At 74.7% G+C, this 24979-nt stretch carries 23 protein-coding genes and 1 pseudogene; 4 read left to right on the top strand and 20 right to left on the bottom strand.

All coding sequences use genetic code 11. The features are described 5' to 3' along the window. The first annotated feature begins 52 nt into the window (after positions 1 to 52). The 3 genes from idi to LPA27_RS09170 are packed head-to-tail and all read left to right on the top strand — an operon-like array spanning position 53 to position 4058. On the top strand, positions 53 to 685 hold the full coding sequence (gene idi, locus LPA27_RS09180) for an isopentenyl-diphosphate Delta-isomerase (RefSeq protein WP_228942232.1): 633 nt from the start codon (positions 53 to 55) through the stop codon (positions 683 to 685). Next, positions 682 to 2205: a phytoene desaturase family protein gene (locus tag LPA27_RS09175; protein ID WP_228942231.1), complete on the top strand. Its 1524-nt coding sequence runs from the start codon at positions 682 to 684 to the stop codon at positions 2203 to 2205. The genes idi and LPA27_RS09175 overlap by 4 nt, the downstream gene beginning before the upstream one ends. Then, positions 2202 to 4058: a DUF5914 domain-containing protein gene (locus LPA27_RS09170; protein ID WP_228942230.1), complete on the top strand. Its 1857-nt coding sequence runs from the start codon at positions 2202 to 2204 to the stop codon at positions 4056 to 4058. Before LPA27_RS09175 ends, LPA27_RS09170 begins: the two co-directional genes overlap by 4 nt. Before the next feature lie 16 nt (positions 4059 to 4074). On the opposite strand, the gene LPA27_RS09165 is transcribed toward LPA27_RS09170, so the two are convergent. The 12 genes from LPA27_RS09165 to LPA27_RS09110 form a co-directional block, all read right to left on the bottom strand. Then, a complete protein-coding gene (locus LPA27_RS09165) occupies positions 4075 to 5589 on the bottom strand; it encodes an FAD-dependent oxidoreductase (RefSeq protein WP_056865889.1) in 1515 nt (504 codons plus the stop codon). Positions 5590 to 5647: 58 nt separating this feature from the next. After that, entirely contained in the window at positions 5648 to 6454 is an 807-nt protein-coding gene (locus LPA27_RS09160) for a class I SAM-dependent methyltransferase (RefSeq protein ID WP_228942229.1), read from the bottom strand. Next, a complete protein-coding gene (locus LPA27_RS09155) occupies positions 6451 to 6795 on the bottom strand; it encodes a lycopene cyclase domain-containing protein (protein WP_056865841.1) in 345 nt (114 codons plus the stop codon). The genes LPA27_RS09160 and LPA27_RS09155 overlap by 4 nt, the downstream gene beginning before the upstream one ends. Further along, positions 6795 to 7175, bottom strand: a complete 381-nt coding sequence (locus LPA27_RS09150; RefSeq protein ID WP_056865840.1) for a lycopene cyclase domain-containing protein — start codon at positions 7173 to 7175, stop codon at positions 6795 to 6797. The genes LPA27_RS09155 and LPA27_RS09150 overlap by 1 nt, the downstream gene beginning before the upstream one ends. Before the next feature lie 156 nt (positions 7176 to 7331). Continuing rightward, on the bottom strand, positions 7332 to 8078 hold the full coding sequence (locus tag LPA27_RS09145; protein WP_056903463.1) for an SRPBCC family protein: 747 nt from the start codon (positions 8076 to 8078) through the stop codon (positions 7332 to 7334). Between the two features lie 5 nt (positions 8079 to 8083). Further along, positions 8084 to 8938 (bottom strand): FAD binding domain-containing protein, encoded by an 855-nt coding sequence (locus LPA27_RS09140; protein ID WP_056865838.1) that lies wholly within the window; start codon positions 8936 to 8938, stop codon positions 8084 to 8086. After that, positions 8935 to 11439, bottom strand: a complete 2505-nt coding sequence (locus LPA27_RS09135; protein WP_056903462.1) for a xanthine dehydrogenase family protein molybdopterin-binding subunit — start codon at positions 11437 to 11439, stop codon at positions 8935 to 8937. Before LPA27_RS09135 ends, LPA27_RS09140 begins: the two co-directional genes overlap by 4 nt. Continuing rightward, positions 11436 to 11942 carry a (2Fe-2S)-binding protein gene (locus LPA27_RS09130; RefSeq protein WP_056865836.1) on the bottom strand — a complete coding sequence of 169 codons (507 nt, stop codon included), beginning with the start codon at positions 11940 to 11942 and terminating at the stop codon, positions 11436 to 11438. The genes LPA27_RS09135 and LPA27_RS09130 overlap by 4 nt, the downstream gene beginning before the upstream one ends. A gap of 95 nt (positions 11943 to 12037) precedes the next feature. After that, positions 12038 to 13279 (bottom strand): transcriptional regulator, encoded by a 1242-nt coding sequence (locus LPA27_RS09125; protein ID WP_228942228.1) that lies wholly within the window; start codon positions 13277 to 13279, stop codon positions 12038 to 12040. 136 nt (positions 13280 to 13415) lie between these two features. Next, positions 13416 to 14564, bottom strand: a complete 1149-nt coding sequence (locus tag LPA27_RS09120) for an XdhC family protein (protein WP_056865835.1) — start codon at positions 14562 to 14564, stop codon at positions 13416 to 13418. Beyond that, the gene (locus tag LPA27_RS09115; protein WP_228942227.1) at positions 14557 to 15732 is read right to left on the bottom strand and encodes a vWA domain-containing protein; all 1176 of its coding nucleotides are present in this window, start codon (positions 15730 to 15732) and stop codon (positions 14557 to 14559) included. The genes LPA27_RS09120 and LPA27_RS09115 overlap by 8 nt, the downstream gene beginning before the upstream one ends. Then, on the bottom strand, positions 15729 to 16610 hold the full coding sequence (locus LPA27_RS09110) for an AAA family ATPase (RefSeq protein ID WP_056865834.1): 882 nt from the start codon (positions 16608 to 16610) through the stop codon (positions 15729 to 15731). Before LPA27_RS09110 ends, LPA27_RS09115 begins: the two co-directional genes overlap by 4 nt. Before the next feature lie 61 nt (positions 16611 to 16671). On the opposite strand from LPA27_RS09110, the gene LPA27_RS09105 reads away from it, so the two are divergent. Then, entirely contained in the window at positions 16672 to 17052 is a 381-nt protein-coding gene (locus LPA27_RS09105; RefSeq protein WP_193666202.1) for a DUF2256 and DUF3253 domain-containing protein, read from the top strand. A gap of 5 nt (positions 17053 to 17057) precedes the next feature. On the opposite strand, the gene LPA27_RS09100 is transcribed toward LPA27_RS09105, so the two are convergent. The 8 genes and pseudogenes from LPA27_RS09100 to LPA27_RS09065 form a co-directional block, all read right to left on the bottom strand. Then, positions 17058 to 18014 carry an aminoglycoside phosphotransferase family protein gene (locus LPA27_RS09100; protein WP_228942226.1) on the bottom strand — a complete coding sequence of 319 codons (957 nt, stop codon included), beginning with the start codon at positions 18012 to 18014 and terminating at the stop codon, positions 17058 to 17060. A gap of 11 nt (positions 18015 to 18025) precedes the next feature. Next, positions 18026 to 18595, bottom strand: a complete 570-nt coding sequence (locus LPA27_RS09095; protein ID WP_228942225.1) for a nucleotidyltransferase family protein — start codon at positions 18593 to 18595, stop codon at positions 18026 to 18028. A 10-nt stretch (positions 18596 to 18605) separates the two neighbouring features. Beyond that, the gene (locus tag LPA27_RS09090; protein ID WP_228942224.1) at positions 18606 to 19319 is read right to left on the bottom strand and encodes a hypothetical protein; all 714 of its coding nucleotides are present in this window, start codon (positions 19317 to 19319) and stop codon (positions 18606 to 18608) included. After that, positions 19316 to 19888: an RNA polymerase sigma factor gene (locus LPA27_RS09085; RefSeq protein ID WP_228942223.1), complete on the bottom strand. Its 573-nt coding sequence runs from the start codon at positions 19886 to 19888 to the stop codon at positions 19316 to 19318. The genes LPA27_RS09090 and LPA27_RS09085 overlap by 4 nt, the downstream gene beginning before the upstream one ends. Before the next feature lie 93 nt (positions 19889 to 19981). Continuing rightward, positions 19982 to 21610 (bottom strand): chaperonin GroEL, encoded by a 1629-nt coding sequence (groL, locus tag LPA27_RS09080; protein WP_056865829.1) that lies wholly within the window; start codon positions 21608 to 21610, stop codon positions 19982 to 19984. A gap of 193 nt (positions 21611 to 21803) precedes the next feature. Next, positions 21804 to 22673 carry an ATP-grasp domain-containing protein gene (locus LPA27_RS09075; protein WP_056903457.1) on the bottom strand — a complete coding sequence of 290 codons (870 nt, stop codon included), beginning with the start codon at positions 22671 to 22673 and terminating at the stop codon, positions 21804 to 21806. Between the two features lie 26 nt (positions 22674 to 22699). Beyond that, the gene (locus LPA27_RS09070; protein ID WP_228942222.1) at positions 22700 to 23569 is read right to left on the bottom strand and encodes an SGNH/GDSL hydrolase family protein; all 870 of its coding nucleotides are present in this window, start codon (positions 23567 to 23569) and stop codon (positions 22700 to 22702) included. 184 nt (positions 23570 to 23753) lie between these two features. After that, positions 23754 to 24979 (bottom strand): annotated as a pseudogene (locus tag LPA27_RS09065) (hypothetical protein); the annotation flags it as partial.

The following is a 24979-nucleotide window of genomic DNA, read 5'->3' as shown; positions in this document are numbered from 1 at the left end:
GTGGGCCCGGCTACCGTCGGAGCCGCACGCCCCGCCTCCCGAGAGGTCAGCCATGACCGCGCCCGCCCGTCCCGACCGCCTGGCCGACGACCCGGCCGACGACCCGGCCGACGACGTCGTGCTGCTCGACGACGAGGGTCGCCCGACCGGCTCGGCGCCGCGGCTCGAGGTGCACACCACCGACACCCCGCTGCACCTCGCCTTCTCGGTGCACCTGCTCGACCCCGACGGCCGCACCCTGCTGACCCGGCGCGCCCTGGCCAAGCAGGCCTGGCCCGGCGTGTGGACCAACTCCTGCTGCGGCCACCCGCGACCGGGCGAGCCCGTCGCCGACGCCGTGCGCCGCCGCACCCGCGAGGAGCTCGGCCTCGAGCTCGGGCACGTCGACGTGGTGCTGCCCGACTTCCGCTACCGCGCCGTCGACGCCTCCGGCGTCGTCGAGCACGAGGTCTGCCCCGTGCACGTCGCCCGGGTGGAGCGCGACCCGGTGCTCGACCCGCACCCCGGCGAGGTCGCCGAGCACGCCTGGGTGCCCTGGGCCGACGTCCACGGCGCCGTCACCCGCACCCCCGCCGTCTTCAGCCCGTGGCTCGTCCTCCAGGCGCGCGCCCTGGGCCCCGACCTGACCGCACACGCCACCACCGCCCGCACCACCGCCCCCACCGACACCAGGAGCCGAGCATGAGCAGCGTCGTCGTCATCGGAGGAGGCCTCGCCGGCCTCGCCACCGCGTGCCACCTCTCCGGCAGCGGGCACGAGGTGACGGTCGTCGAGCGGGAGCCGATCCCCGGTGGCCGCGCCGGCCGCATCCACCGCGAGGGCTTCACCTTCGACACCGGCCCGACCGTGCTCACCATGCGCAACCTGCTCGACGACGTCGTCTCCGCGGCCGGCGGCGACCTCGACACGCTGCTGCCGATGCGTCGCCTCGACCCGGGCTACCGCGCCCGCTACGCCGACGGCTCCGAGATCCTGGTGAAGTTCGGCCACGACGCCATGCGCGAGGAGATCGCCCGCGTCGCCGGCGCCCACGACGCCGCCGCCTTCGACGGCTTCGTCGACTGGCTGCGCGACCTCTACGACGTCGAGATGCCCCACTTCATCGACCGCAACTTCGACTCCCCGCTCGACCTGCTCTCCTCCCCCGGCGCCGCCGCCCGGCTCGTGCGCCTCGGCGGCTTCGGCCGCCTCGGCCCCGCCATCCGCCGCCGCTTCGACGACGACCGCCTCCAGCGGCTGTTCACCTTCCAGGCGATGTACGCCGGGCTGCCGCCCTCCGACGCGCTGGCGCTCTACGCCGTCATCACCTACATGGACTGCATCGAGGGCGTGTGGTTCCCCGAGGGCGGCATGAGCCAGGTGCCGGTCGCCCTGGCCCAGGCCGCCTCCGACGGCGGCGCCGAGCTGCGCTACGGCACGACGGTGACCCGCGTGCTGCGCCGCGGTGACGGCGGGGTGGCCGGCGTCGAGCTCGAGGGCGGCGAGCAGCTGCGCGCCGACGCGGTCGTCTGCACCCTCGACCTCCCGGTGGCCTACTCCCAGCTGCTGCCCGACCTCAAGCCCCACCGCGCCGTGCGCAAGGGGGTCTACTCCCCCTCCGCCGTCGTGTGGCACGTCGGCGCGCGCGGGTCGCTGCCCGAGGGCGTGCACCACCACAACATCCACTTCGCCGACGCCTGGGACTCCTCCTTCGACGCGCTCATCAAGCGCGGCGAGATGATGCCCGACCCCTCGCGCCTGGTCACGGTGCCCTCGCTCAGCGACCCGTCGCTGGCCCCCGAGGGCGCCCACACCCTCTACGTGCTGGAGCCGGTGCCCAACCTCGACGGCGTCGTCGACTGGCGCACGCAGCGCCCGAAGATCCGCGAGTCGCTGCTGCGCTTCCTCGACCGCGAGGGCTACCCCACCGACGTCGTGGCCGAGGAGCTCGTCGACCCGGTCGACTGGCAGCGCATGGGCATGGAGCGCGGCACGCCGTTCGCGCTGGCCCACACCTTCCCGCAGACCGGCCCCTTCCGCCCGCCGAACGTGGAGAAGCGGGTGCCGGGGCTGTTCTTCGCCGGCTCCGGCACCACTCCCGGCGTGGGCGTGCCGATGGTGCTCGTCTCGGGGCGTCTCGCCGCCGAGCGGGTCACCACCTTCCTGCCCGCGGCCGGACGCAGCCGGCGACCCCAGCGGCCCGCCGCCGGTACGGTGGGCCGATGACGGCTCTGCTCCACCACGACGACGACCTCCTCACCGAGGGCTACCGCCGCTGCGCCGAGCTCACCCGCCGTCACGGCACGACGTACTTCTGGGGCGCCGCGATCCTGCCGGCCCCCCAGCGTCGCCACGTGCACGCGGTCTACGCGCTGTGCCGCCTGGCCGACGACATCGTCGACGCCGCCGGCGCCACCACCGAGGGCCACGTCGCGACCACGACCGCGGCGCTCGAGGCCTTCCGCGGCCGTTTCCAGGACGCCGTCGCCGCGGGCACCAGCGACGACCCCGTGCTCGCGGCGGTCGCGCGCACCGTGCTCGACGCGCGCATCGACCCCGAGTGCTTCGACCGGTTCTTCGGGGCCATGGCCCAGGACCTCGACACCACCCGCTACGCCCGCTGGGACGACCTGCTCGACTACATGGAGGGCTCCGCGGCCGTCATCGGCGAGATGATGCTGCCGGTGCTGCAGCCCACCAGCCCGGCCGCGCGCGAGCCGGCCCGCGCGCTGGGCCTGGCCTTCCAGCTCACCAACTTCCTGCGCGACGTCGACGAGGACCTCGACCGGGGCCGGGTCTACCTGCCCCAGGAGGACCTCGAGCGCTTCTCCGCCGACCCCGCGGCCCGGGCCGTCACGCCGGAGTGGCGCGAGCTGATGCGCTTCGAGATCGCCCGCAACCGCGAGCTCTACCGCGAGGCCGACGCCGGGCTCGCCCACCTGCCGGGCCCCTCGCAGCGCTGCGTGCGCACCGCCCGTGTCCTCTACGCCGGCATCCTCGACCGCATCGAGGCCGCCGACTACGACGTCTTCTCCTCCCGCGCCCGGGTGCCCACGTGGCGCAAGGCCGGCGTGGCCGCCCGCTCGCTGGCCCAGCGCGACCCCGAGGCCCCGCCGCGGGTGCCGCTCGCCCTGCGCCCGATGCCGAAGCGCACCGAGCTGACCCCGACCTGGCGCGAGGCCCGCCCCGCCCGGATCCGGCGCGCCCTCGACGTGGCGCTCGCCGCCGACCCGGGCGGCTGGTACGTCGTGGGCGCCAGCCGCGACCTCGGTCGGCGCTCGCTGGTGCGCTCAATCGGCGGGCGCGAGGTCGTCGTGTGGCGCACCTCCACCGGCGTCGCGGCCGGGCCGGGCTCGTGCCCCCACCTCGGGGCCCTGCTCACCGACTGCGAGGTCATGTCCGACGCCGTGGTCTGCAGGTGGCACGGCCTGGCCCTCGACCCCGCGGGCGCCCCGGGCTGGCCGGCGTACGCCGCGCACGACGACGGGGTGCTGCTGTGGGTGCGCGTCCCCACCCAGGGCGAGGTCACCGCCGACGCGCCGAGGATCACCCGGCGGCCCGACGCCGCGAGCTCGGTCGCCGCGGTGGTGGAGGTCGCCGGCACCTGCGAGCCGCGCGACATCATCGCCAACCGGCTCGACCCGTGGCACGGCTCGTGGTTCCACCCCTACGCCTTCAGCCACCTCACCGTCGACGAGGCGGCCAGCACCGACGAGGTGCTGACCGTCGACGTGACCTTCCGCGTCTCGCGCACGTGGGGCGTGCCGGTGCGTGCGGAGTTCGCCTGCCCCGACGCCCGCACGATCGTCATGACCATCACCGACGGCGAGGGCGCCGGGAGCGTCGTCGAGACCCACGCGACCCCCCTGGGGCCCGACGCCGCCGGCCGGCCGCGCACGATGATGGTCGAGGCCACCGTCGCGACCTCCGAGCGCACCGGCTTCGCGGTGGCCCGCCACCTGGCCCCGCTGCTGCGACCGGCGATGCGCTCCACCGCGCGCCGGCTGTGGGTCGACGACATGGTCTACGCCGAGCGGTCCTACCTGCTGCGCTCGCGCGGGGAGTCCTACGGCGTGTAGCCGGCCCGGTCCCGCGTCAGCGGGCGACCCGGGCCAGGCCGCGGCGCAGCGCCGGCACGACCCGGTGGCGCCCGGTGACCGGCACGCTCCAGACCCCGTGACCGGCGACCTCCCACCCGGCCAGCAGCGCGTCGGCCGCCTGCCACCCGGTGGTGGCGGCGCGCTCCATGAGCGCCACCGGCAGGGCGCAGCGCACGCCGTCGCCGGCGAGCACGACGCGGGGGTCGGGGGTGACGACGCCCGGGCGCGCGGACCACGGGTCGGTGCCGGCCATCGGGCAGTCCTCGCGCACGAGCCACTCCTCGTGCACGACCCCGGCGCCGTCGAGCTCGGGGTGCAGGCGCGAGAGCTCGGCGCGCAGCCGCGCGCGCAGGTCGGCGTCGTCGGTGCCGGCGGGCACGGCGTAGGCGTGCAGCTCGACCACGGACCCCGCGTGCCGTCGCGACCAGCGCGCGGCGCCCTCCTCGAAGAGCTCGAGCACCGAGACGTTGTCGAGGGGACCGAAACCGCTGGTGGCCAGGAAGGGCGGGCTCCCCGCGGCGACGCGGCGGTCGAGCCACAGCCGCCAGACCGCGAAGGACGGGGCCGAGGTCTGGGCGGCCAGCGCGCCGCGCCAGGTCGCGTCGCCCAGCCATCCGGCGTCGCCCACGAGGCGCTGCAGCGGAGCCCGGTCGGTGGCCAGGACGACGGCGTCGGCCGTGAGCTCCTCACCGTCGCCGGTGACCACGACGACCCGCCCGTCGGCTCCCTCGCGCAGGGCGGCGGCGGCGCAGGAGGTGCGCACGTCGACCCCGAGCCCGGCCAGGTGCCGGCCCAGGGGCGCCCACAGCGAGGTGTCGTAGTCGTCGGTCGGCACGTCGAAGAGCAGGCCCTCCGACGAGCCGAGGAAGTAGGCGTGGAACATCGCCACGAGCTCGCCGCCGGAGAAGTCGCGGGGGTCGGCGAAGAACGAGCGGGCGAAGACCTCCAGGGCGAGGTGCCGCGCGTCGTGGGGGAAGCGCAGCCGGTCGAGCACCTCGGCGGCGCTGATGCCGTCGTGCTCCACGAACGTGCGCGGGAAGGCGACGTCGAGCAGGCCCATCGCGGCGTGCACGTCGACGGCGGCGAGGTCACGCAGGCGGAAGCTCGGCGAGCGCGCGACGAAGGCCATCATGTTCAGCGGCGGGGTCCGCGGGATGTCGCTGAAGGAGTCGGTGGGCCCGTCGGCCAGCACCAGCGGGTAGTCCTCGACCGCGCGCAGCCGCTCGAGCGCGGGGTCGGCGCGGCGCAGCAGCGACCGCAGGTTGTAGTACTGGCGGAAGAAGGCGTGGAAGCCGCGGCTCATCGTGGTGGTGCCGCCCCCGGCCTCGACCGGCCAGGCCGCCACGCGTCCGCCGAGCTGCGGCGTCGACTCCAGCAGCCTCACGCGTACGCCGCGCTCGGCCAGCCCGGTCGCGGCGGCCAGGCCGGCGATGCCGCCGCCGACCACCACCACGTGGTGGCGACCCGCGTCGTCGGCGTCGTGCGGGCCGTCGACCGGCGGGTGCCACACGGCCCGAGGGTCGACGCCGGGGCGCCAGGCGCCGGTCGCGCCGCTCGCGGCGGGCACGTCAGGCCGTCCCTGCGGCGCGGGGTCGGCGTCCGTGGAACGTGTGCAGCACGTCCTTCTGCCAGCCCCCGAAGGTGCGGCTGCGGACCTGCTCGAGCCCGGCGGCGACTATGCGGCTGCGGAAGCGCTCGGCGCCGTCGAAGTCGACCACGCTGCGCCACAGGTAGCGGTAGATGCTGCTGCGGGGGGCGGTCAGCAGGCCCAGCGGCACGACCACGCCCCAGCACACGACGTCCCACTTGACCCGTCCCGAGCGGCTCTCCTCGACGCTGTACTCGTGCACCACGAGCGACCCGCCCGGCACGAGCAGGTCGCGCACCTGGGCGAGCAGCCGGTCGCGGGCGTCGACGTTGCGGAAGAGGTAGGCCGCGAAGACCCCGTCGTAGCCCTCGACCGGGGCACCGCTGGGCGCACCGGGCGCGAGCGAGGCGGGGGTCAGCGTCTCGGCGTTGCCCTGGAGGAACTGCACGGCCCCGCGCCACGGCTTGCGACGGGCCTGGGCGAGCATGCCCGCGGAGCCGTCGACGCCGAGCAGCTCGTAGTCGAGGCCGGCGTCGCGCAGCGCGGCCTCCAGGGCCGCGGTCGAGGCTCCCGAGCCGCAGCCGAGGTCGGCGACGCGCACCGGCCGGTCGAGGTCGCGGGGCAGCGCGGCGACCAGCACGTCGGCCGACGCGCGCAGGTGGGCGTGGTAGCCCGGGTTGAGCGCGACCATGAGGTCGTAGGTCGAGGCGACGCCGTCGAAGGCGTCGGGCACCGCGTCGAGGTCGACCCCGGTGGTGCGGGAGCTGGCGGCGGTCGAGGGGGTCACGGGGTCTCCTGGAGGGACGGGGTGCGGGCGCGGCGGTCCTCGCGCTCGCCGAGGCGGAGCCAGACGAGCATGGTCAGGGTGACCATGCCGAAGCCGAAGGCGAAGTCCTCGACCGGGATGTCCCACGGGAAGCGGATGCCGGTCATCTCGGCCTCCTCGTAGAGCACGATCGGGTCGGAGAGCTTGGTCAGCCAGCCGTCGACGGGCACCTGGAAGCCCAGCACGATGAGCATGGCCAGCCAGTAGCGGGCGGTGCGGAAGACGCCGGTGCGCAGCCACAGCAGCTCGACCAGGACCACGACGAGCACCGACAGCACGGCCGGCACGGTGTAGAGCAGCATCAGCGCGCACCTCCGCGGTGCACGACCAGCGCCGCCTCGCGCAGCCCGGCCCCGGCGCGCAGGGCCCGCAGGCCCGCCAGCACGTTGCCGACGGCCTCCAGGGTCAGCAGGCCGCAGATCGGGATGACCACGAAGAAGGCCAGCTCCTCCAGCGGCATCGCGAAGGGCAGCAGGATGCCGGTGGTGAAGCGCTCGCTGTAGTCCCACATGCCGCTCTCGATGGCCAGGACGTCCCAGACGGAGTAGACGACCACCACCGGCAGCAGGGTGAGCAGGAGTCGTCGGGGCCGGCGCCAGACCCGCGCGCCGAGCACGAGCTCGAGCGGGAGGGTGATCAGCAGGCAGCCGGCCAGGACGAGCAGGTACTGGTACTGGTCCACGCGCTCCCCCGGGTCAGGGCGGCCGGCGGCCGCTGCTGCGACTCTAGAGGACCGCCGGGAACGCCCCGCACGCACGACGACGCCCTCCCCGCGGGTGCGGGGAGGGCGTCGGGTCGGTCGTGACGGGTGGGTCGCGGCGGGGTGGCTCGCGGCGGGTCAGCGCCGCCCGAGGAGCCAGCGCAGGACCAGGAGCACCCCGAGGCCGGCGGCGGCCTGGCGCCAGTAGGTCCTGGCCAGGATCGGGATGACCGCGGCGCCCAGGTCGAGCGCGTCGTCCTGCGGCGGGGGCGCCGCGTGGCGCGGGACCGCCGAGACCGGCGCCGGGGCCGCGGGTGCCGCAGGCGCGCCCATGGCCGACGGGGCGCTGGTCTCCCCCGCCGGGGCCGAGGCCGCCGCCGGGTCCACGGGCGGGGCGGCCGCGGCCGACTGCGCCGCGACCTCCTCGGCCGACGGTCCGCTCAGCCGCTGCTCCAGGCAGCCCACGAACTGCCCGAGCAGCTTGTCGGAGACGTCCTGCATGACGCCACGGCCGAACTGCGCCGGCTTGCCGGTGATCGCCAGGTCGGTGAGCACCTCCACGTCGGTCGACCCCGGGGTCTGCGACGAGGCCTGCATCGAGAGCTTCACCTTGGCGCCGGCCGTGCCGTTGCCGCGCTTGTCCTTGCCCTTCGCGTCGACGACGAACCGGTGGTCGGTGTCGTCCTTCTCCACGAAGGTGCCCGAGCCGTTGTAGACCAGGGCGATCGGGCCGAGCTTGACCTTGCAGGAGCCGGTGAAGGTGCTGTCCTCGACCGAGGTGACGGTGGCGCCGGGGAAGCACTCGGCCAGCCCCTGGATGTCCTGGAAGTGCGCCCAGGTCTCCTCGACGCCGGTGGGCACGGTGAAGCGGTGGGTGAGGTCCACGGGCCTCAGGCCCCCGCTGCCGCGAGCACCGCGCGGCGGGTCAGCACCGTGGCCAGGTGGCTGCGGTACGCCGCGTCGCCGTTGAGGTCGGAGGGCGGGTTGGCGCCCTCCGTGGCGTGGGCGGCGGCCGCCCGCACGGCCTCGTCGGTGGCCGGCTGCCCGCGCAGGGCGTCCTCCACCGCACGGGCGCGCAGCGGGGTGGAGCCCATGTTGGTCATGCCGACGCGGGCCTCGGTGATCACCCCGCCCTCGGCCTTGACCGTGGCCGCGATGGCCACGATCGGCCACTGGTGGGCCACGCGGACGAACTTCTCGTAGTGCGCGCCCCAGCCGGTGTGCTTGGGCACCCGCACCGCGGTGAGGATCTCGTCCTCGCCGATGGCGGTCTCGAAGAGGTCGACGAAGAAGTCGTCGGCCTCGACGGTGCGCGAGCCGTTCGGGCCCTGGATGACGAACTGCGCCCCCAGCGCGAGCGCCGGCGCGCCCAGGTCGCCGGCGGGGTCGGCGTGGGCCAGGGCCCCACCGAAGGTGCCGCGGTGGCGGATCTGGAGGTCGGCCAGGTGCTCGACCGCGCGGTGGATGAGCAGCGCGTGCTCCTCCACCAGCGGGTCGTGCTCCACGACCGAGTGCTGGGTCATCGCGCCGATGCGGATCGCGTCGCCGTCGTCGGTGATCCCGCGCAGGGAGTCGATGCGGTTGAGGTCGATCACCATCTCGGGGGCGTTGAGCCGCATCCGCAGCACGGGGAGCAGGCTCTGGCCTCCGGCCAGGATCTTGGCGTCGTCACCGTGCTCGACGAGGGCCGCGACGGCCTCCTCGACGGTGGTGGGCGCCAGGTAGTCGAACTGTGCGGGGATCATGCGTCCGCTCCTCCGGTCGTGCGGTCGACGGTGCCTTCCATGCCGGTCGAGGGGTCGAAGTGCGGCGCGGCCGCACCGACCGTCTCGGCCTTCTGCCCACCTCGGGCGTCATTGATGGCCTTCCACACGCGCTCCGGCGTGCACGGCATGCGCACGTCGTCGACGCCCAGCGGGCGCAGCGCGTCGACCACGGCGTTGACCACGGCCGGGGTGGAGGCGATCGTGCCGGCCTCGCCCACGCCCTTGGTGCCCAGCGTGTTGGTCGTCGCCGGGGAGGTGGTGTGGTCGAGGTCGAAGCTGATCGTGTCGGCCGCCGTCGGCAGCAGGTAGTCGACGAACGAGCCGGTCACCAGCGTGCCGGCGTCGTCGTAGACCGCCTCCTCCCACAGCGCCTGGGCGATGCCCTGCACCAGGCCGCCGTGCAGCTGGCCCTCGACGATGAGCGGGTTGATGATGTTGCCGATGTCGTCGCAGGCGGCGTACTTGCGCATCGTCACCTGGCCGGTCTCGGTGTCGACCTCCATCGCGCACAGGTGCGTGCCGTGGGGGTAGTTGAAGTTCACCGGGTCGAAGGTCGCGTCGGAGTCGAGCGAGGGCTCCACGCCGTCGGGCAGGTTGTGCGCCGCGAAGGTCGCCAGCGCCACCTCGGCCATGGCCAGGCCCTGGTCGGTGCCCTTGACGCTGAAGCGTCCGCCGGAGAACTCCAGGTCGTCCTCGGAGGCCTCCAGCAGGTGGGCCGCGATGACCTTGGCCTTGTCGATGACCTTGTCGGCGGCCTTGACGATGGCCTCGCCGCCGACGACCAGCGAGCGCGAGCCGTAGGTGTCGAGGCCCTTGTGGGCCACCTGGGTGTCGCCGTGCAGGATCTCGACGTCCTCGAAGGCCACCCCGAGGCGGTCGGCCACGATCTGGCTGAAGGCCGTCTCGTGGCCCTGGCCGTGGGCGGAGGCCCCGGTGAGCACCTCGACCTTGCCGGTGGGCAGCATCCGCACGCTGGCGTGCTCCCAGCCGCCGGCGCCGTAGTCGAGGGAGCCGAGCACCCGCGAGGGCGCCAGGCCGCACATCTCGGTGAAGGTCGACACGCCGATGCCGAGCTGGACCCGGTCGCCGGAGTCGCGGCGCCGCTTCTGCTCGGCGCGCAGCTCGTCGTAGCCGAACATCGCCTTGGCGTTGGCCGTGGCGGCCTCGTAGTTGCCGGAGTCGTACTCCAGGCCGGCCACGGTCGTGAACGGGAACTCCTCGTGCTTGATCCAGTTCTTCTCGCGCAGCTCGAAGGGGTCCACGCCCAGCTCGGCGGCGAGGTCGTCCATGATCCGCTCGATGCCGAAGGTGGCCTCCGGGCGCCCGGCGCCGCGGTAGGCGTCGGTCCAGGTCTTGTTGGTCAGCACGGTCTGACAGTTGAACTGGTAGGCCGGGAACTTGTAGATCGCGTTGAACATGAAGGCGCCGAGCACGGGCACGCCGCCGCCGATCAGCGAGACGTGCGAGCCCAGGTCGGCCAGCAGCTCGACCTTGAGCCCGGTGACGGTGCCGTCCTTCTCGGCCGAGATGGTGAGCTTCTGCCACTGGTCGCGCCCGTGGTGGGCGGCCATCAGCGACTCCGAGCGGGTCTCGGTGTACTTGACCGGCTTGCCCAGACGCCGCGCCAGCAGGAAGGTGATGAACTCCTCCGGCGTCGTCTGCAGCTTGCCGCCGAAGCCGCCGCCCACGTCGGGGGCGATCACGCGGATCTTCGACTCCGAGACGCCGGTGACGGCGGCGAGCAGGAACTTCAGGATGTGCGGGATCTGGGTGGCCGACCACATGGTGATCTGCTCGCCCGTGGGGTCGACGACCGTCGAGCGCGGCTCCATGAAGGCCGGGATGAGGCGCTGCTGGCGGTACTCCCGCTCGAGCACGACGCCGTCGGCGCGCGCCTTGGCGATGGCCTCGTCGACGTTGCCACCCGTGCCGGCCTCGGCGGAGTCGAACTTCCAGAACGCCGACTTGTTGGTGCCCAGGTCGGGGTGCGCGAGCGCGCCGCCGTTCTCCGGGGTCGCCTCGGCGGCGGCCTTGAGCTCGAGGGCGGCGGGCAGCTCGTCGTAGTCGACGTCGACCAGCTCGGCGGCGTCGCGCGCCTCGGCGGCGCTGCGGGCCACGACGACGGCCACGATCTCGCCGGCGAAGACGACCCGGTCGACGGCGATGGGCGGGTGGGCCGGCGCGACCTGGTCGGGGGTGATGGGCCAGGCGTTGGGCAGTGCGCCCTGCACGTCGGCGACGTCGGCGCCCGTGATCACGCTGACCACGTTGGGCGAGGCCTCGGCCGCGGACTTGTCGATGCCGGTGATCCTCGCGTGGGCGAAGGGGCTGCGGACCATGGCCACGTGGACCATGCCGGGCAGCACGATGTTGTCGGTCCACCGGGTGCGCCCGGTGATGAGGCGCTGGTCCTCCTTGCGGCGGCGGTCGCGCCCGATCTCCTTGGCGGCCTCGGCGGGACGCTCCTGGGTGGCGGTCACTGGGCACCTCCGGCGGCCTGGGTGACGGCGGAGCCGCCCGCGGCGCCCTGCGAGGCCGCGTGCTGCACCGACTTCACGATGTTGTGGTAGCCCGTGCACCGGCAGAGGTTGCCCTCGAGCCCGAGGCGGATCTCCTCCTCGCTCGGGTCGGGGTTGTCCTTGAGCAGGTCGACGCTCTGCATGATCATGCCCGGGGTGCAGAAGCCGCACTGGAGGCCGTGGCACTCGCGGAAGGCCTCCTGCACGGGGTGCAGCCGGCCGTCCTGGGCCAGGCCCTCGATCGTGGTGACCTCCGAGCCGTCGGCCTGCACGGCCAGGACGTTGCAGGACTTCACGCTGGTGCCGTCGAGGTGCACGGTGCAGGCGCCGCAGTTGCTGGTGTCGCAGCCGATGACGGTGCCGGTCTTGCCGAGCTTCTCGCGGAGGTACTGCACGAGCAGCATGCGCGGCTCGACGTCGTCGGCGACCGTGGCGCCGTCGACGGTGAGGTTGATCCGGGTCATGGACTCTCCCTGAGGGTGACTGTGGTGCGCATCACGCTAGGTCGGTCTGGTTGGTGCTGGGTTGGCCTCCGGCGGGCCGTCTCATCCGGGAGGGATCAGCCGTCGGCGGCGGCGAGGCGGCCCTTCAGCAGCGGCAGCGCGGGGTGGGGGCCGGGCTGCGCCGACAGCGCCGCCACGCAGCGCTCGACCACCTCGGTGTCGTAGGGCGCGAGCTCGCCGTAGCGCAGCACCGCGTCGGGCTGGGGGTCGGCCAGGAGGGCCTCGCGCAGGGCGACCGCGACGTACTCCCCCAGCTCGCTGAGGGCCGGGGAGTTGGTGCCGGGCAGCAGGTCGCCGCCGTAGGCGTCGACGGCGGCGCGGACCTGGCCGCGGCGCAGCAGCGCGAGCACCTGCTCGACGTCGGTGGCCACCGGCATCAGCAGCCGGTAGGGCCGCGAGGAGAGCTGCCCGCCCAGGGCGGCGCGCAGGTGGGAGACCTCCGCCTTGAGCGTGGAGAAGGTGACGGCCTGGTCGCCGTAGACCATCGCGTGCAGCTGCTCCAGCGACAGCCCACCGGGGTGCAGCGCCAGCAGCGCCAGCACCTCGGTCTGGCGGCGGTTGAGCAGCAGGCGCTGGCCGTCGAGGCGCGACTCGGCCGTGCCGAGCAGGGTCATCACCAGCCCGGGGTCGCCGGTCTCCTCCAGCAGTGCCGCGGCGGGGTCGTGGTGGGTGTGGGGCATCGCGCCCTCGATGAGGCGCGCCATGACGCGCGCCGTGGCCATGCCGATCGGGTGGGTGCGGTCCCAGGTGGTGGAGAGGTCGAGCACGCCGAGCTGGCGCCCGGTCACCGGGTCGTGCAGCGGGGCGGCCCAGCAGACCCAGTTGTGCACGATCGAGGCGTAGTGCTCGGCGCTGAAGACCATGCTGGGGGCGTCGAGGCGGTTGGCCAGGTCGAGGGCGTTGGTGCCGGCCGAGCGGTCGTCCCAGCGGGCGCCGGCGACGAAGTTGACGCTCTCGGCCTTGCGGCGCATCACCCGCCCGCCGTAGGTCCACAGGATCCGGGTCTCGGGATCGGTGACCGCGACGACCAGGTCGCCGTCCTCGGCGGTGCGGCGCAGCTCGGACTCCACCCGCTCGACGGCGACGGCCAGCGGCGACTCGCGCCAGTAGGCCTCGGTCTCGCCCTCGTCGGCCAGGGGCGCCTCGGTGAGGTCCTTCGAGACCGCACGCGACGAGCGGGTCCAGCTGGTGAGGATCTCCGGGCGCACGAGGGCCTCGGCCTCGTCACCACGCTCGACGAAGGAGGTCCAGGCGCGGACCGCGTCGTACCTGCGCGCCTGGAGGTCGCTGCCCGTCATGCCCACCCCTGACCTCTCCGCCCGGCACGAGCCGGCATCCCGCCTGGTCTGGGCCCAACGTAGCACCGGGCGGGTGATCGCGGTCACACCTGTTCACCTCGTCGTGACGGCCCCGGGCGCCGCCCCGGCCCGGGGGTCAGACCCCCAGCGCGGGCCGGTCGTGGTGGTGGATCCGGCCGTCGGTGCTCGCGAGCCGCTCGCCGCTGCCGCCCCAGCGCCCGGCGATGATCTCGGCGGCGATGCTGATCGCGGTCTCCTCGGGGGTGCGGGCGCCCAGGTCGAGCCCGATCGGGCTGGAGAGCCGGGCGATCTCGGCCTCGGTGAGCCCCACCTCGCGCAGCCGCGCGAGGCGGTCGTCGTGGGTGCGGCGCGAGCCCATCGCCCCGACGTAGGCGACCTCGGGCAGGCGCAGGGCCACCTCGAGCAGCGGCACGTCGAACTTGGGGTCGTGGGTCAGCACGGCGAGCACGGTGCGCCCGTCGACGCGACCCGCCTCGTGCTCGGCGGTGAGGTAGCGGTGGGGCCAGTCGACGACGACCTCGTCGGCCTCGGGGAAGCGGCTGGCCGTGGCGAAGACGGGCCGGGCGTCGCAGACGGTGACGTGGTAGCCGAGGAACGCCCCGACCCGGGCCACGGCCGCGGCGAAGTCGATGGCGCCGAAGACGAGCATCCGCGGCTTGGGCGCGAAGGCCCACACGAAGACCCGCATGCCCTCGCCGCGGCGCTCCCCGTCGGGGCCGTAGCCGAGGACGGCGCTGGTGCCGGTGGCGAGCAGGCCGAGGGCGTCGTCGCGCACCGCGTCGTCGGCGCGCGGCGAGCCGATGCTGCCCGCGGCCAGTCCCTCGGTCTCGGGGCGCACCACGACGCGGCGCCCGCGCCACGCGGGGTCGGGGTGCTCGATGACGGTGGCCACGGCCACCGGACGCCCCTGCGCGATGTCGTCGGCGATCTCGGCCAGCTCGGGGAAGGTCTCGCGGCTGACCTTCTCGACGTAGACGTCGAGGATGCCGCCGCAGGTCAGCCCGACGGCGAAGGCGTCGTCGTCGGAGACGCCGTAGCGCTCGAGCTGCGGGGTGCCCGAGCCGACCACCTCCTGGGCCAGCTCGTAGACCGCGCCCTCGACGCAGCCGCCGGAGACCGAGCCCACCGCCGAGGCGTCGGGGCCCACCAGCATCGAGGCGCCGGGCGGGCGCGGCGCCGACTGGAAGGTCGCGACGACGGTGGCCACGCCGACGGTCTCGCCGGCCTCCCACCACTCCATCAGCTCGGGCAGCACCTCACGCACGACCGATCACCTCGCACAGCTCCGTGTAGGTCGCCAGCGAGTGGCCGGCGACGAAGTCGTCGACGTGCGGCAGCACGGCCAGCACGCCCTGTTGCACCGGCGCGTAGCCGGCCTTGCCGCGGTGAGGGTTGACCCACACCACGCGGTGGGCGACGCGGTGCAGCCGCTCCACCTGCTCGGCCAGCAGCGCGGGGTCGCCGCGCTCCCAGCCGTCGCTGAAGACGACCACGACGGCCCCGCGGGCCATGCCGCGCTGGCCCCAGCGGTCGAGGAAGAGCCGCAGCGACTCCCCCAGCCGGGTGCCGCCCGACCAGTCGGGCACCGTCTCGCCGGCGGCGACCAGCGCCCGCTCGGGGTCGCGCAGCCGCATGGCCCGGGTCAGGTGGGTCAGTCGGGTGCCGACGGTGAAGGTCTCGACCGACCCCGCGCGCCCGGCCGCGTCGGCGGTGGCCAGGGTGATGCGGTGGGCCAGGCGCAGCAGCGCGTCGGCGTAGCCGCTCATCGACCCCGACACGTCGACCAGCAGCACCACGCGCCGCGGGCGGGTGGCGCGGCGGCGCCACGCGATCTCCGAGGGCTCCCCCATGCGGCGCAGGCTGGCGCGCAGCGTGCGGGCCGCGTCGACGTCGCCGCGGTGCCACCCCTGGTGCCGTGGCGTACGCCGCCGCGGCGGGCGCACCCGCAGCGTCGCGAACATCGCCGCGAGCCGGGCCTTCTCGTGGTGGGTCATGCCGGCCACGTCGCGCTGGCGGAGCACCTCGGTGTCGCTGGCCATCGCCCGGACCAGGTCGGCGTCGGCCTCGGAGCCCGCCCCGCCCGCGGCGTCGGACTCCGGCAGCTGCGACGCGGTCGGGGCGCTCGGCGGGGTGGGCACGGTGCGGGGCAGGCCGTCGCGGGCGTTGAACCACGCCTCGAAGACCTGGTCGAAGCGCACCAGGTCGTCGGGGCCGGCGCACAGCGTGGCCCGGCCGGCCCACCGGGTGGCGTCGACGTCGTCGAGCCCGACCACCGACGCGGCGGCGAGGAAGGTCTGGGCGCGGTCGGAGGTGACCCCGACCCCCGCGGCGCGCAGCGCCCGGGTGAAGGCCAGCAGGATCTCGTCGGCCCCGTGACCGGCCCCGTGACCGGCCTCGTCGGGGGCCTCCCGGGTGTCGGTCGGCACGCTCACGCCGTGAGCACCCGGTCGAGCGCGTGGCGCACGCGCTCGGCGTCCTCGCGGTACTTCACCAGGGCGCCCAGCGTGCGGGCGGCGGTCTCCAGGTCGAGGTGCTCGGCACCGAGGTGCTCCAGCGCGCGCGCCCAGTCGAGGGTCTCCGCGACGCCCGGCGGCTTCTGCAGCGAGCCGCCCTCGCGCAGCTGCTGCACCAGGGTCACCACCTGGCGGGCCAGGGTCTCCGACACCTCGGGCGCGCGGGAGCGCACGATCTCCACCTCGCGCTCCAGGCCCGGGTGGTCGATCCAGTGGTAGAGGCAGCGCCGCTTGAGGGCGTCGTGGAGCTCGCGGGTGCGGTTGGAGGTGAGCACCACGATCGGCGGGGTCGCCGCCGCGACGGTGCCGAGCTCGGGGATCGAGACCTGGTAGGTCGAGAGCACCTCGAGCAGGAAGGCCTCGAACTCGTCGTCGGCGCGGTCGACCTCGTCGACCAGCAGCACGGCCGGGCTCTGCTGGAGGGCCGCGAGCACGGGGCGGGCGAGCAGGAAGCGCTCGTCGTACAGGCTCTTCTCGGCCTCCTCGGCGTCGGCGCCGCCGGCGGCCTCGAGGGCGCGCAGGTGGAGGATCTGGCGGGGGAAGTCCCAGTCGTAGAGCGCCTGGGTGGCGTCGATGCCCTCGTAGCACTGCAGCCGCACGAGGGGCAGGTCGAGGGTCTGCGCGAGCGCCTCGGCCAGCGCGGTCTTGCCCGTGCCGGGCTCGCCCTCGAGCAGCAGCGGGCGCTCCATGCGCAGGGCGAGGAAGGCGACGGTGGCGAGGTCGTCGTCGCAGAGGTAGCCCGTCGAGCCCAGCAGCGTCGCGACGTCGGACGGGCTCGCGGGAGGGGTCGGCTGCATCGGCCCACCGTAGACGGGGCGGTGTTGGTCCCGGGTTGGCCGGTGGAGGCAGACTCGGGGCGTGAGCGTGCCCGAGCCCAAGACCTGCGCGTCGTGCGGGCGCACCATCGAGTGGCGCAAGAAGTGGGAGCGCGACTGGGACTCGGTGAAGTACTGCTCCACCTCGTGCCGCCGTCACGGCGTCACCGACACCGACCGCCGGCTCGAGGCCGCCATCCTCGACCTGCTCGCCGCCCGCGCCCGCACGTCGACGATCTGCCCCTCCGACGCCGCCCGGGCCGTCGGGCCGGCCGAGGACGAGGGCTGGCGCGAGCTGATGGAGCCGGCGCGGCGCGCGGCCCGGCGGCTCGTGGCGGCCGGCGAGGTCGAGATCACCCAGGGCGGCCGCGTCGTCGACCCCTCCACCGCCAAGGGCGCGATCCGGATCCGCCGGGCCCGCTGAGCCGGTCAGTCGACCAGCGCGCGGGCGGAGTCGAGGAAGCGCCCACCCAGCGTGTCGGCGCCGAAGGAGAGCACGTAGAGCCCCGTGGAGACCCGCTCGAGGTAGCCCCAGTCCCAGACCGCGTCGGCGTCGTGACCGGTCGCGTCGGCGAGCCTGGCGGCGTAGTCGCGCAGCACCCCGCGCGGGTCGGGGCCGACCAGCCGCGAGGTCCAGTCGCGCAGCGCGACCCCGAGGTCGTGGGCGGGGTCGCCGCGCACCCCGTCGGGGTCGACGAGCACCCACCCCGCAGGGGCGCCGGGTCGCGGGGTGCGCACGCGCAGCGCGTTGGCCGGGTGGGGGTCGCCGTGCAGCACCACGTGGCGGGCGGGGTCGTCGGCCCCGGCGCGCCGCTCGGCGGCGTCGAGGGCGGCGGTCAGCACGCGGGGGTCGCAGGGCCGGCCGAGGTCGGCGTCGCGGCGGCGCAGCAGTGCGGCCAGCGCGAGGGCGCGCTCCCCCGGGGGTGGGGGCGGACCCTCGGGCAGCGGCACGGTCCAGGCCTCGCGCAGGGTGGCCGCCAGCACCGCGAGGGCGTCGTACGGCGCGAGGGACGACTGCTCCAGCGACCCGCCCAGCGCCTCGAGCAGCAGCGCGTCGTGGCGCTCGTCGTGGTCGTGCAGCAGCACGTGGCCGCGGCCGTCGGCCCGTCGCAGGGCACCGGCCTCGTCGGCCAGCGCGGGGTCGGGCAGGCGCAGCTTCAGCACCCGCTCCTCGCCGCGGGCGGTCCTCGCGCCCACGACGTACGACGCGCTGCCGCCGGGCAGCCTGCGCCCCGGTGTCAGCCCCCAGCGCGCGCAGAGCTCGGCGAGCACGGCGGGCAGGCCGGCGGCCCAGGCGCGGGCCGGCTCGCCGAGGTCGGCGACCCGCGCGCGCGTGAGCGGCTGCAGCCGCACGGGGGCGGTCGGTGCGGGGGGCACGGGGTCCACCGGGGCCACGCTCAGCGGCTGTCGACGTCGCGGCCGGTGGCGAGGTCGGAGCAGTCGACGAGCTCGACGGGGTGGCTGCGCAGGTAGTCGCGGGCCCCACGGTCGCCGGTGGCCCCGGCGCGCACCCCCGCCCAGTGGTCGCGTCCGAGCAGCACCGGGTGGCCGGGTCCCTCGGCGTAGGAGGCCCGGGCGAGGGTGGCGGCACCGCGGGGCTCGGCCAGCAGCCGCCGCAGCACCGCGGGACCCACGTCGGGCAGGTCGACCAGGCTGACGACGGCGACCTCGGGCGGCCCGCCCCCGTCACACCCGTCGCGCCCGTCACTCCCGAGGGCGGCGAGACCGGCGGCCAGCGACGCCGACATGCCGCGGTGCCAGTCCTGCGCCACCACGTGGACGGCGCCGGTGCCCTCGAGCCTGGCCACGGCCTCCTCCACGGCGGCGCCGAGCACCACGGTCACGGTGTCGCAGCCGCCGTCGCGCAGCGTGGCGACCCCGCGCACCAGCCAGTCGTCGACGAGCGCCTTCGGCGTACCCATCCGCCGACCGGCGCCGGCGGCCAGCAGCAGGCCGGCGACGGTCACGGTCGTGCGCTCACCGGTTGAAGGCCTCGGCGTAGAGCTGCTCCTGGGCCGGGGTGGCCAGGTCGCTGAAGCCGCAGACCATCACCTGGGCGCCGTCGGCGGCCACGAGGTAGCGCTCGCCGACCTGGAAGTCGACCGCGGAGACGAGGGCCTGGAGGTCCTCGCTCGGCGCGGTCACCTCGACGGTGTCGGTGGAGCGGCCGGCGAAGAACTCCGAGGGCTCGAGCACCGCCGTGCCGTCGACCAGCTCGGTCACGGTGCCCTCGAAGGCCAGCGAGGCGCCCGCCAGGACCTCGGGGGTCGGCACCATGCAGCGACCGGCCGGGGCGTCGGCGACCTCGAGGCGGGTGACGCTGGGCTCCGCGTCGCCGGAGACGGCGGGGGCGTCGCCGGCGGTGGGCACGTCGTCCTCGTCGTCGGCGCCGAGCAGGGCGCCCACCCCGAGCACGCCGATGAGGGCCACCGCGGCCGCGGCGACCAGCCAGGTCAGCGGGCTGCGGCCGCGGGTGCCGCTGTCGCGGTTCTCGCCGGTGGTGGTCGAGACGTCCTCACCGTGACGGGGCTTGCTCATGACGTCCTCCAGGAGTCGGGCCACCCGCGCGGGGTCGGCCGGCGGCAGGGAGGCGGCCGGGTCGGCGCCGCGCAGGAGCGCGCGCAGCTCGAGGTCGTGCTCCGCGTCGTGCTCCGCGTCGTGGTGCGGGTCGTGCTGCGGGTCGTCGGTCATCGGCTGCTCCTCCCTCTCGTCCCCTCATGTCCGGCAGCGCGCTCGTCCTTTCGGGCGGCGAGCTCCTCGCGCAGCCGGCCGCGGGCGCGGTAGAGACGGATGCTCGCGGCGTTGGCGCTGATGTCGAGCACGACGGCGAGCTCGGCGGGCGTGAGCTGCTCCCACGCCCACAGCCGCAGCAGCTCGGCCTCCTCCTCCCGCAGCGCGGCGAGGGCGGCGTCGAGGTCGGCGGCGAGGTCGGGGTCGGTGACGGCGTCGTGCCCCGGCCCCGCGGTGCTGGCCCGCGGCGGGTCGACCACGGCGATGCGCGCGGCCACGCGCTGCTGGCGACGGCGGCCCCGCTCGGCGTTGGCCAGGCAGTTGCGCGCGACGCCGTAGGCCCAGGGCAGCGGCTCGTCGGGCAGCTGGTCGGCGCGGCGCCAGCAGACCAGCAGCGTGTCGGCCAGCACGTCCTCGGCGGTGTCGGCGTCGGTGCGGCGGGCGAGGAAGCGACGCAGCGGCTCGACGAGGGTGGGTGCGAGCTCCTCGAAGCGCGCGCGGTCGCGGGCGTCCTGCTCGGCGGGGTCCACCACTCCAGCCAAGCACAGCAGGGCCCCCGCCGGAGCGGGGGCCCTGCCGGTGGTGCGGGTGCTACGGGTGCTGCGGGTCGTGCGGGGCGGGACTCAGAAGTCCATGCCGCCCATGCCGCCGGAGGGGTCGCCACCCATGGGGGCGGCCTTCTCGGGCTTGTCGGCCACGACGGCCTCGGTGGTGAGGAAGAGCGCCGCGATGGAGGCGGCGTTCTGCAGCGCGCTGCGGGTCACCTTGGCGGGGTCGATGATGCCGGAGGCCAGCATGTCGACGTACTCGCCGGTCGCGGCGTTGAGGCCGTGGCCCGGGGTCAGGTTGCGCACCTTCTCCGCCACGACGCCGCCCTCGAGGCCGGCGTTGACCGCGATCTGCTTGAGCGGGGCCTCGGTGGCGTAGCGCACGATGTTGGCGCCGGTGGCCTCGTCGCCCTCGAGCTCGAGCTTGTCGAACGCGGTGGCCGACGCCTGCACCAGGGCCACGCCGCCGCCGGCGACGATGCCCTCCTCGACGGCCGCCTTGGCGTTGCGCACGGCGTCCTCGATGCGGTGCTTGCGCTCCTTGAGCTCGACCTCGGTGGCCGCGCCGACCTTGATGACGGCCACGCCGCCGGCCAGCTTGGCGAGGCGCTCCTGGAGCTTCTCGCGGTCGTAGTCGGAGTCGGACTTCTCGATCTCGGCGCGGATCTGGTTGACCCGGCCCTCGATCTGGGCGGCGTCGCCGGCGCCCTCGACGATCGTGGTCTCGTCCTTGGTGATGACGACCTTGCGGGCCTGGCCGAGCAGCTCGATGCCGGTCGACTCCAGCTTCAGGCCGACCTCCTCGGAGATGACCTGGCCGCCGGTGAGGATCGCGATGTCCTGCAGCATGGCCTTGCGGCGGTCGCCGAAGCCCGGGGCCTTAACGGCGACGGACTTGAAGGTGCCGCGGATCTTGTTGACGACCAGGGTCGACAGGGCCTCGCCGTCGGTGTCCTCGGCGATGATCAGCAGGGGCTTGCCCGACTGCATGACCTTCTCGAGGATCGGCAGCAGGTCCTTGACGCTGGAGACCTTCTGGTTGGCGATGAGGACGTAGGGGTCCTCGAGCACGGCCTCCATGCGCTCCATGTCGGTCGCGAAGTACGCCGAGATGTAGCCCTTGTCGAAGCGCATGCCCTCCGTCAGCTCGAGGTCGAGCCCGAAGGTGTTCGACTCCTCGACCGTGATGACGCCTTCCTTGCCGACCTTGTCCATCGCCTCGGCGATGATCTCGCCGACGGTGGTGTCAGCGGCGGAGATCGACGCAGTGGCGGCGATCTGCTCCTTGGTCTCGATCTCGGTGGCCATCGAGAGCAGCTGCTCCGAGACGGCGGCCACCGCGGCCTCGATGCCGCGCTTGAGACCCATCGGGTTCGCGCCCGCGGCCACGTTGCGCAGGCCCTCGCGGACCATCGCCTGGGCGAGGACGGTGGCGGTGGTGGTGCCGTCGCCGGCGACGTCGTCGGTCTTCTTGGCGACCTCCTTGACGAGCTCGGCACCGATCTTCTCGTAGGGGTCCTCGAGCTCGATCTCCTTGGCGATGGAGACACCGTCGTTGGTGATCGTGGGTGCGCCCCACTTCTTCTCGAGGACGACGTTGCGCCCCTTGGGGCCGAGGGTCACCTTGACGGCGTCCGCGAGCGTGTTCATGCCACGCTCGAGGCCGCGTCGGGCCTCCTCGTTGAAAGCAATCAGCTTCGACATAACTCCTGCGATCCTTCGCATGGGACGTGCGTGGACGGACCGGCTCGTTGCCCGCGACGGACGATCTGGCCGATCCGGCGGACCCTTCCCGCCGACGCTGCAGACCTCAACCCGCCGGTCCTGATGTCTTGGCAGTCTCCAGAGGAGAGTGCCAGCATCATGTTTAGCACTCGCCCTGGGCGAGTGCAAGAAATCAGGGGGCGGTCGACGCCGCGCCGAGGGCGCCGACGACGACGTCGGCGAACGCCTCGGCGTTGCCCGGCACGAGGTCGAGGTAGAGCCCGGGCTCGATCAGCTCGACCTCGCTCACCGCCAGGGCGCCGTCGACCTCGAGGAGGTCGACGCGGGCGTAGGGCAGCGGGCGGCCGAAGCGCTCGCCCAGCCAGGCGGTCGCGCGCTCCGCGAGGTCGACCGCCGCGGGGTCGAGGGGCACCGGACGCGAGCTCCCGCCGTACTGCGGGTGGACGCGGAGGTCGTCGGAGGGAGCCACCTTGTCCACCTGCGAGACCACGGCGCCGTCGAGCACGAACAGCGAGCGCTCCCCCGTCGTGCGCACCGACGCCACGACCGGCTGCAGCAGCCAGGGCCCGGCGCCGAGGTCGGCCAGCCGGGGGTCGTCGGTGCGGGCGGCCACCACCAGGCCCACGCCGCCGGCACCCGTGCGCGGCTTGAGGACGACCTCGCCGTGCTCGGCCAGGGCCGCGGCCAGCGCGACGGCGAGGTCGGTGTCGTCGACGAGCCGGGACGGCACGACGGGCAGGTCGGCCGCGAGGTCGAGCAGGTAGGCCTTGTCGGCGTTCCAGGCGAAGACGTCGGCCCCGTTGAGCAGCGGCGCCTGCCGGCCCACGCGCTCGGCCCAGGCCAGGAACTCCGGGAGCCGGCGGTGGTAGTCCCAGGTCGACCGCACGGCGACCAGGTCGGCCCCTGCCCAGTCGACGGTGTCGTCGGACCAGGAGACCCACCGGGCGTCGACGCCGCGCCGGGCCAGGGCGGGCGGGAGCAGGTCGCCCCCGCGCTCGCCGTCGGGCAGGAGGTCGAAGGTGGCCAGCAGCACGGTCGTCACACCACGAGCCTGCCGCACCCGCGGGCTCAGCCCGGCGGCAGGGCCGGGGCGCGGTGACCGAACGGCACCTGCTCCGCGACGCCCAGGGCGGCGAGCACCGAGGGCAGCATCGCCTTGGCGGTGCGCTTGTAGCCCAGGGCGCTGGGGTGGAAGCGGTCGAGGCTGAACATCTCGTCGGGGTTGGTGATGAAGAACGGGCCCACGCAGTGCGCCAGCGACACCGCATGGGCCCCGGCGGCCACCGCCGCCGTCATCTGGGCGGCGGCCAGCTGGCGCGAGGCGCGCGAGCCCAGCGCCCGCAGCGGCTGCGGCACCGGCCGCAGCAGCCCGAGGTCGGGGCACGTGCCGACCACCACCGCCGTGCCGCGCTCGCGCAGCAGCGCGATCGCCTCCTCGAGGTGCTTCACGCTGTCGGCCACGGGCACGCGGTGGGTCACGTCGTTGCCGCCGACGACGATGACGGCCACGTCGGCGCGGTACGACGCGGGCAGCCCGGCCAGCTGCGCGGTGAGCATCGAGCTCTCCGACCCGACGACCGCCCCCGTGCGCAGCCGCACCGACCGGTGGGTCGCCCTGGCCAGCCCCTTGGCCAGCCGGCCGCCGAGGGTCTCCTTGGGCCGGTCGGCGCCCAGACCTGCTGCGATCGAGTCGCCGAGCAGCAGCAGCTGCACGGGGTCGCCGTAGGACTTCTTCCACGTGCGGTCGGCGTCGGGCGCCACCTCGCCCAGGGGCTTCCCGATCAGCCGGCGCGCGTGGTCGGCCTGGCGGTGGAGCAGCTCGCGCGCGCCGATCCCGAGCCCCCCGGTGGCCGCGCCGACCGCCGCGGCGGCCACGCCGACCGCGACGAGCCGATTGCGCGTCGAGCGGGCGTGGGTCGTGGAGGGGTCGTGGGGCATGGGGACGTTCAACCAGGTGCTCCTGAACGGGCGGTGTCGTGGGCGTGGAGACGACGTGTCGCCCAGCCGGACCCCTCGACCCGGACCCCGACCGCACCACGGTCGCAGACACCCCCGCATCGGGCCGCTTCCCCAGGGGCCGCACATCGGCGGTGGCGGGCCGACAGGGCTCAGCCGACAGGGCTCAGCCGACGCGGACCAGCGTGGTCCATCCGTGGGGGTTGGTCCAGGCGTACGTGCCGTCTGGGGCGCGGTGGTAGCTCCAGGGTGGGCTGCCCTCGGAGCCGGTGGTCTTCAGCCGGTGGTGGTGGCGGCACAGCGGCGCGAGATTGGAGGGGTGGGTCTGGCCGGGGCGTCCGCCGTGGTCGAGGGATCGGTAGGGGGTGATGTGGTCGAGGTCGCAGCGTCGTGAGGGCACGCTGCAGCCGGGGAACACGCAGCGTGGGTCGCGGATGACCACGTGTTCGCGCATCCAGGGTGGTGGGTCGTGCCGGTCGACGGCGCCGACGGTGGTGGGGTCGAGGTCGATGACGGGTCTCACGAAGACCTTGGTGCCGTGGAGCCAGCGGCGCAGGGTGGTGGTGGAGACAACGCCGAGGCCCTCGACGACCGCGGTGCCGGGTGGTGGTCCGGTGCGGTCGATCTGGGACAGATGGCTGGTCTCGTGGTGGCGATGGACCGCTGTGGGGCGCAGGTCGGGACCGGTGGTGCGGTACGGGTCGCCCGCAGGCTGCTCGTCGGCGGGCTGCTCGTTCGCGGGCTGTTCGTCGGTGGCCGGGGCTTGGCTTCGAGACGCTCGCTGCGCTCGCTCCTCAGCCACCGGGGCCGTGGCCTGTCCGGCGGTGGCCTCGGGGGCTTTGCCTGCGGCGGGGCTTCGAGACGCTAGCTGCGCTCGCTCCTCAGCCACCGGGGCCGGGGCCTGTTCGGCGGGTGTGGTCTCGGGGTCGCCGCCGGCGGAGGCCTGGCTTCGAGACGCTCGCTGCGCTCGCTCCTCAGCCACCGGGGCCATGGCCTGTCCCGCGGGGACGGTCTCGTGGTCGGCGGGGGCGGGGAGGTCCCGGGGGTCGGGTGGGGGCTCTTCCGCCGGGGCCTCGACGGGTGGCGGGAGATCCTCGGGTGCCGGGGGCCCCTCTCCACTCATGCGGGTGGCGTCGAGGGCGGCGAGGGTCTCAGCACGCTCGAGGTCCTCGGGACGCAGGTGGACGTAGACCACCCGCTCCTTCGCAGTCGTCGGCTCCACCGAGTCCAACGCCGTCAACCCCTGGGCGCGGTCGGTGATGACGCCGATGGCGCGGGCCTTGCGAACCTCCAGCGACTCCACCACCGCCCCGGACGAGGTCTGGTGGCGGCCGAGCTCGGCGGCGGTGGCGCAGATCAGGTCGTGGAAGCGGGTGAGGTCTTGGGTGTCGC

It is taken from the genome of Nocardioides sp. Leaf374 (assembly GCF_916862475.1).
Taxonomy (GTDB): domain Bacteria; phylum Actinomycetota; class Actinomycetes; order Propionibacteriales; family Nocardioidaceae; genus Nocardioides; species Nocardioides kribbensis.
Note: the sequence above shows the minus strand (reverse complement) of the source record. Positions and strands in the feature narration are given on the sequence as shown.

Bases quoted from the DNA above. Each gene is read 5' to 3' on its own strand.
- LPA27_RS09070 (WP_228942222.1), bottom strand. From the start codon at position 23,569: ATGCCCCACGACCCCTCCACGACCCACGCCCGCTCGACGCGCAATCGG.
- LPA27_RS09125 (WP_228942228.1), bottom strand. From the start codon at position 13,279: ATGACGGGCAGCGACCTCCAGGCGCGCAGGTACGACGCGGTCCGCGCC.
- idi (WP_228942232.1), top strand. From the start codon at position 53: ATGACCGCGCCCGCCCGTCCCGACCGCCTGGCCGACGACCCGGCCGAC.
- LPA27_RS09155 (WP_056865841.1), bottom strand. From the start codon at position 6,795: ATGCTGCTCTACACCGTGCCGGCCGTGCTGTCGGTGCTCGTCGTGGTC.
- groL (WP_056865829.1), bottom strand. From the start codon at position 21,610: ATGTCGAAGCTGATTGCTTTCAACGAGGAGGCCCGACGCGGCCTCGAG.
- LPA27_RS09170 (WP_228942230.1), top strand. From the start codon at position 2,202: ATGACGGCTCTGCTCCACCACGACGACGACCTCCTCACCGAGGGCTAC.
- LPA27_RS09175 (WP_228942231.1), top strand. From the start codon at position 682: ATGAGCAGCGTCGTCGTCATCGGAGGAGGCCTCGCCGGCCTCGCCACC.
- LPA27_RS09110 (WP_056865834.1), bottom strand. From the start codon at position 16,610: ATGCAGCCGACCCCTCCCGCGAGCCCGTCCGACGTCGCGACGCTGCTG.
- LPA27_RS09090 (WP_228942224.1), bottom strand. From the start codon at position 19,319: ATGACCGACGACCCGCAGCACGACCCGCACCACGACGCGGAGCACGAC.
- LPA27_RS09140 (WP_056865838.1), bottom strand. From the start codon at position 8,938: ATGATCCCCGCACAGTTCGACTACCTGGCGCCCACCACCGTCGAGGAG.
- LPA27_RS09130 (WP_056865836.1), bottom strand. From the start codon at position 11,942: ATGACCCGGATCAACCTCACCGTCGACGGCGCCACGGTCGCCGACGAC.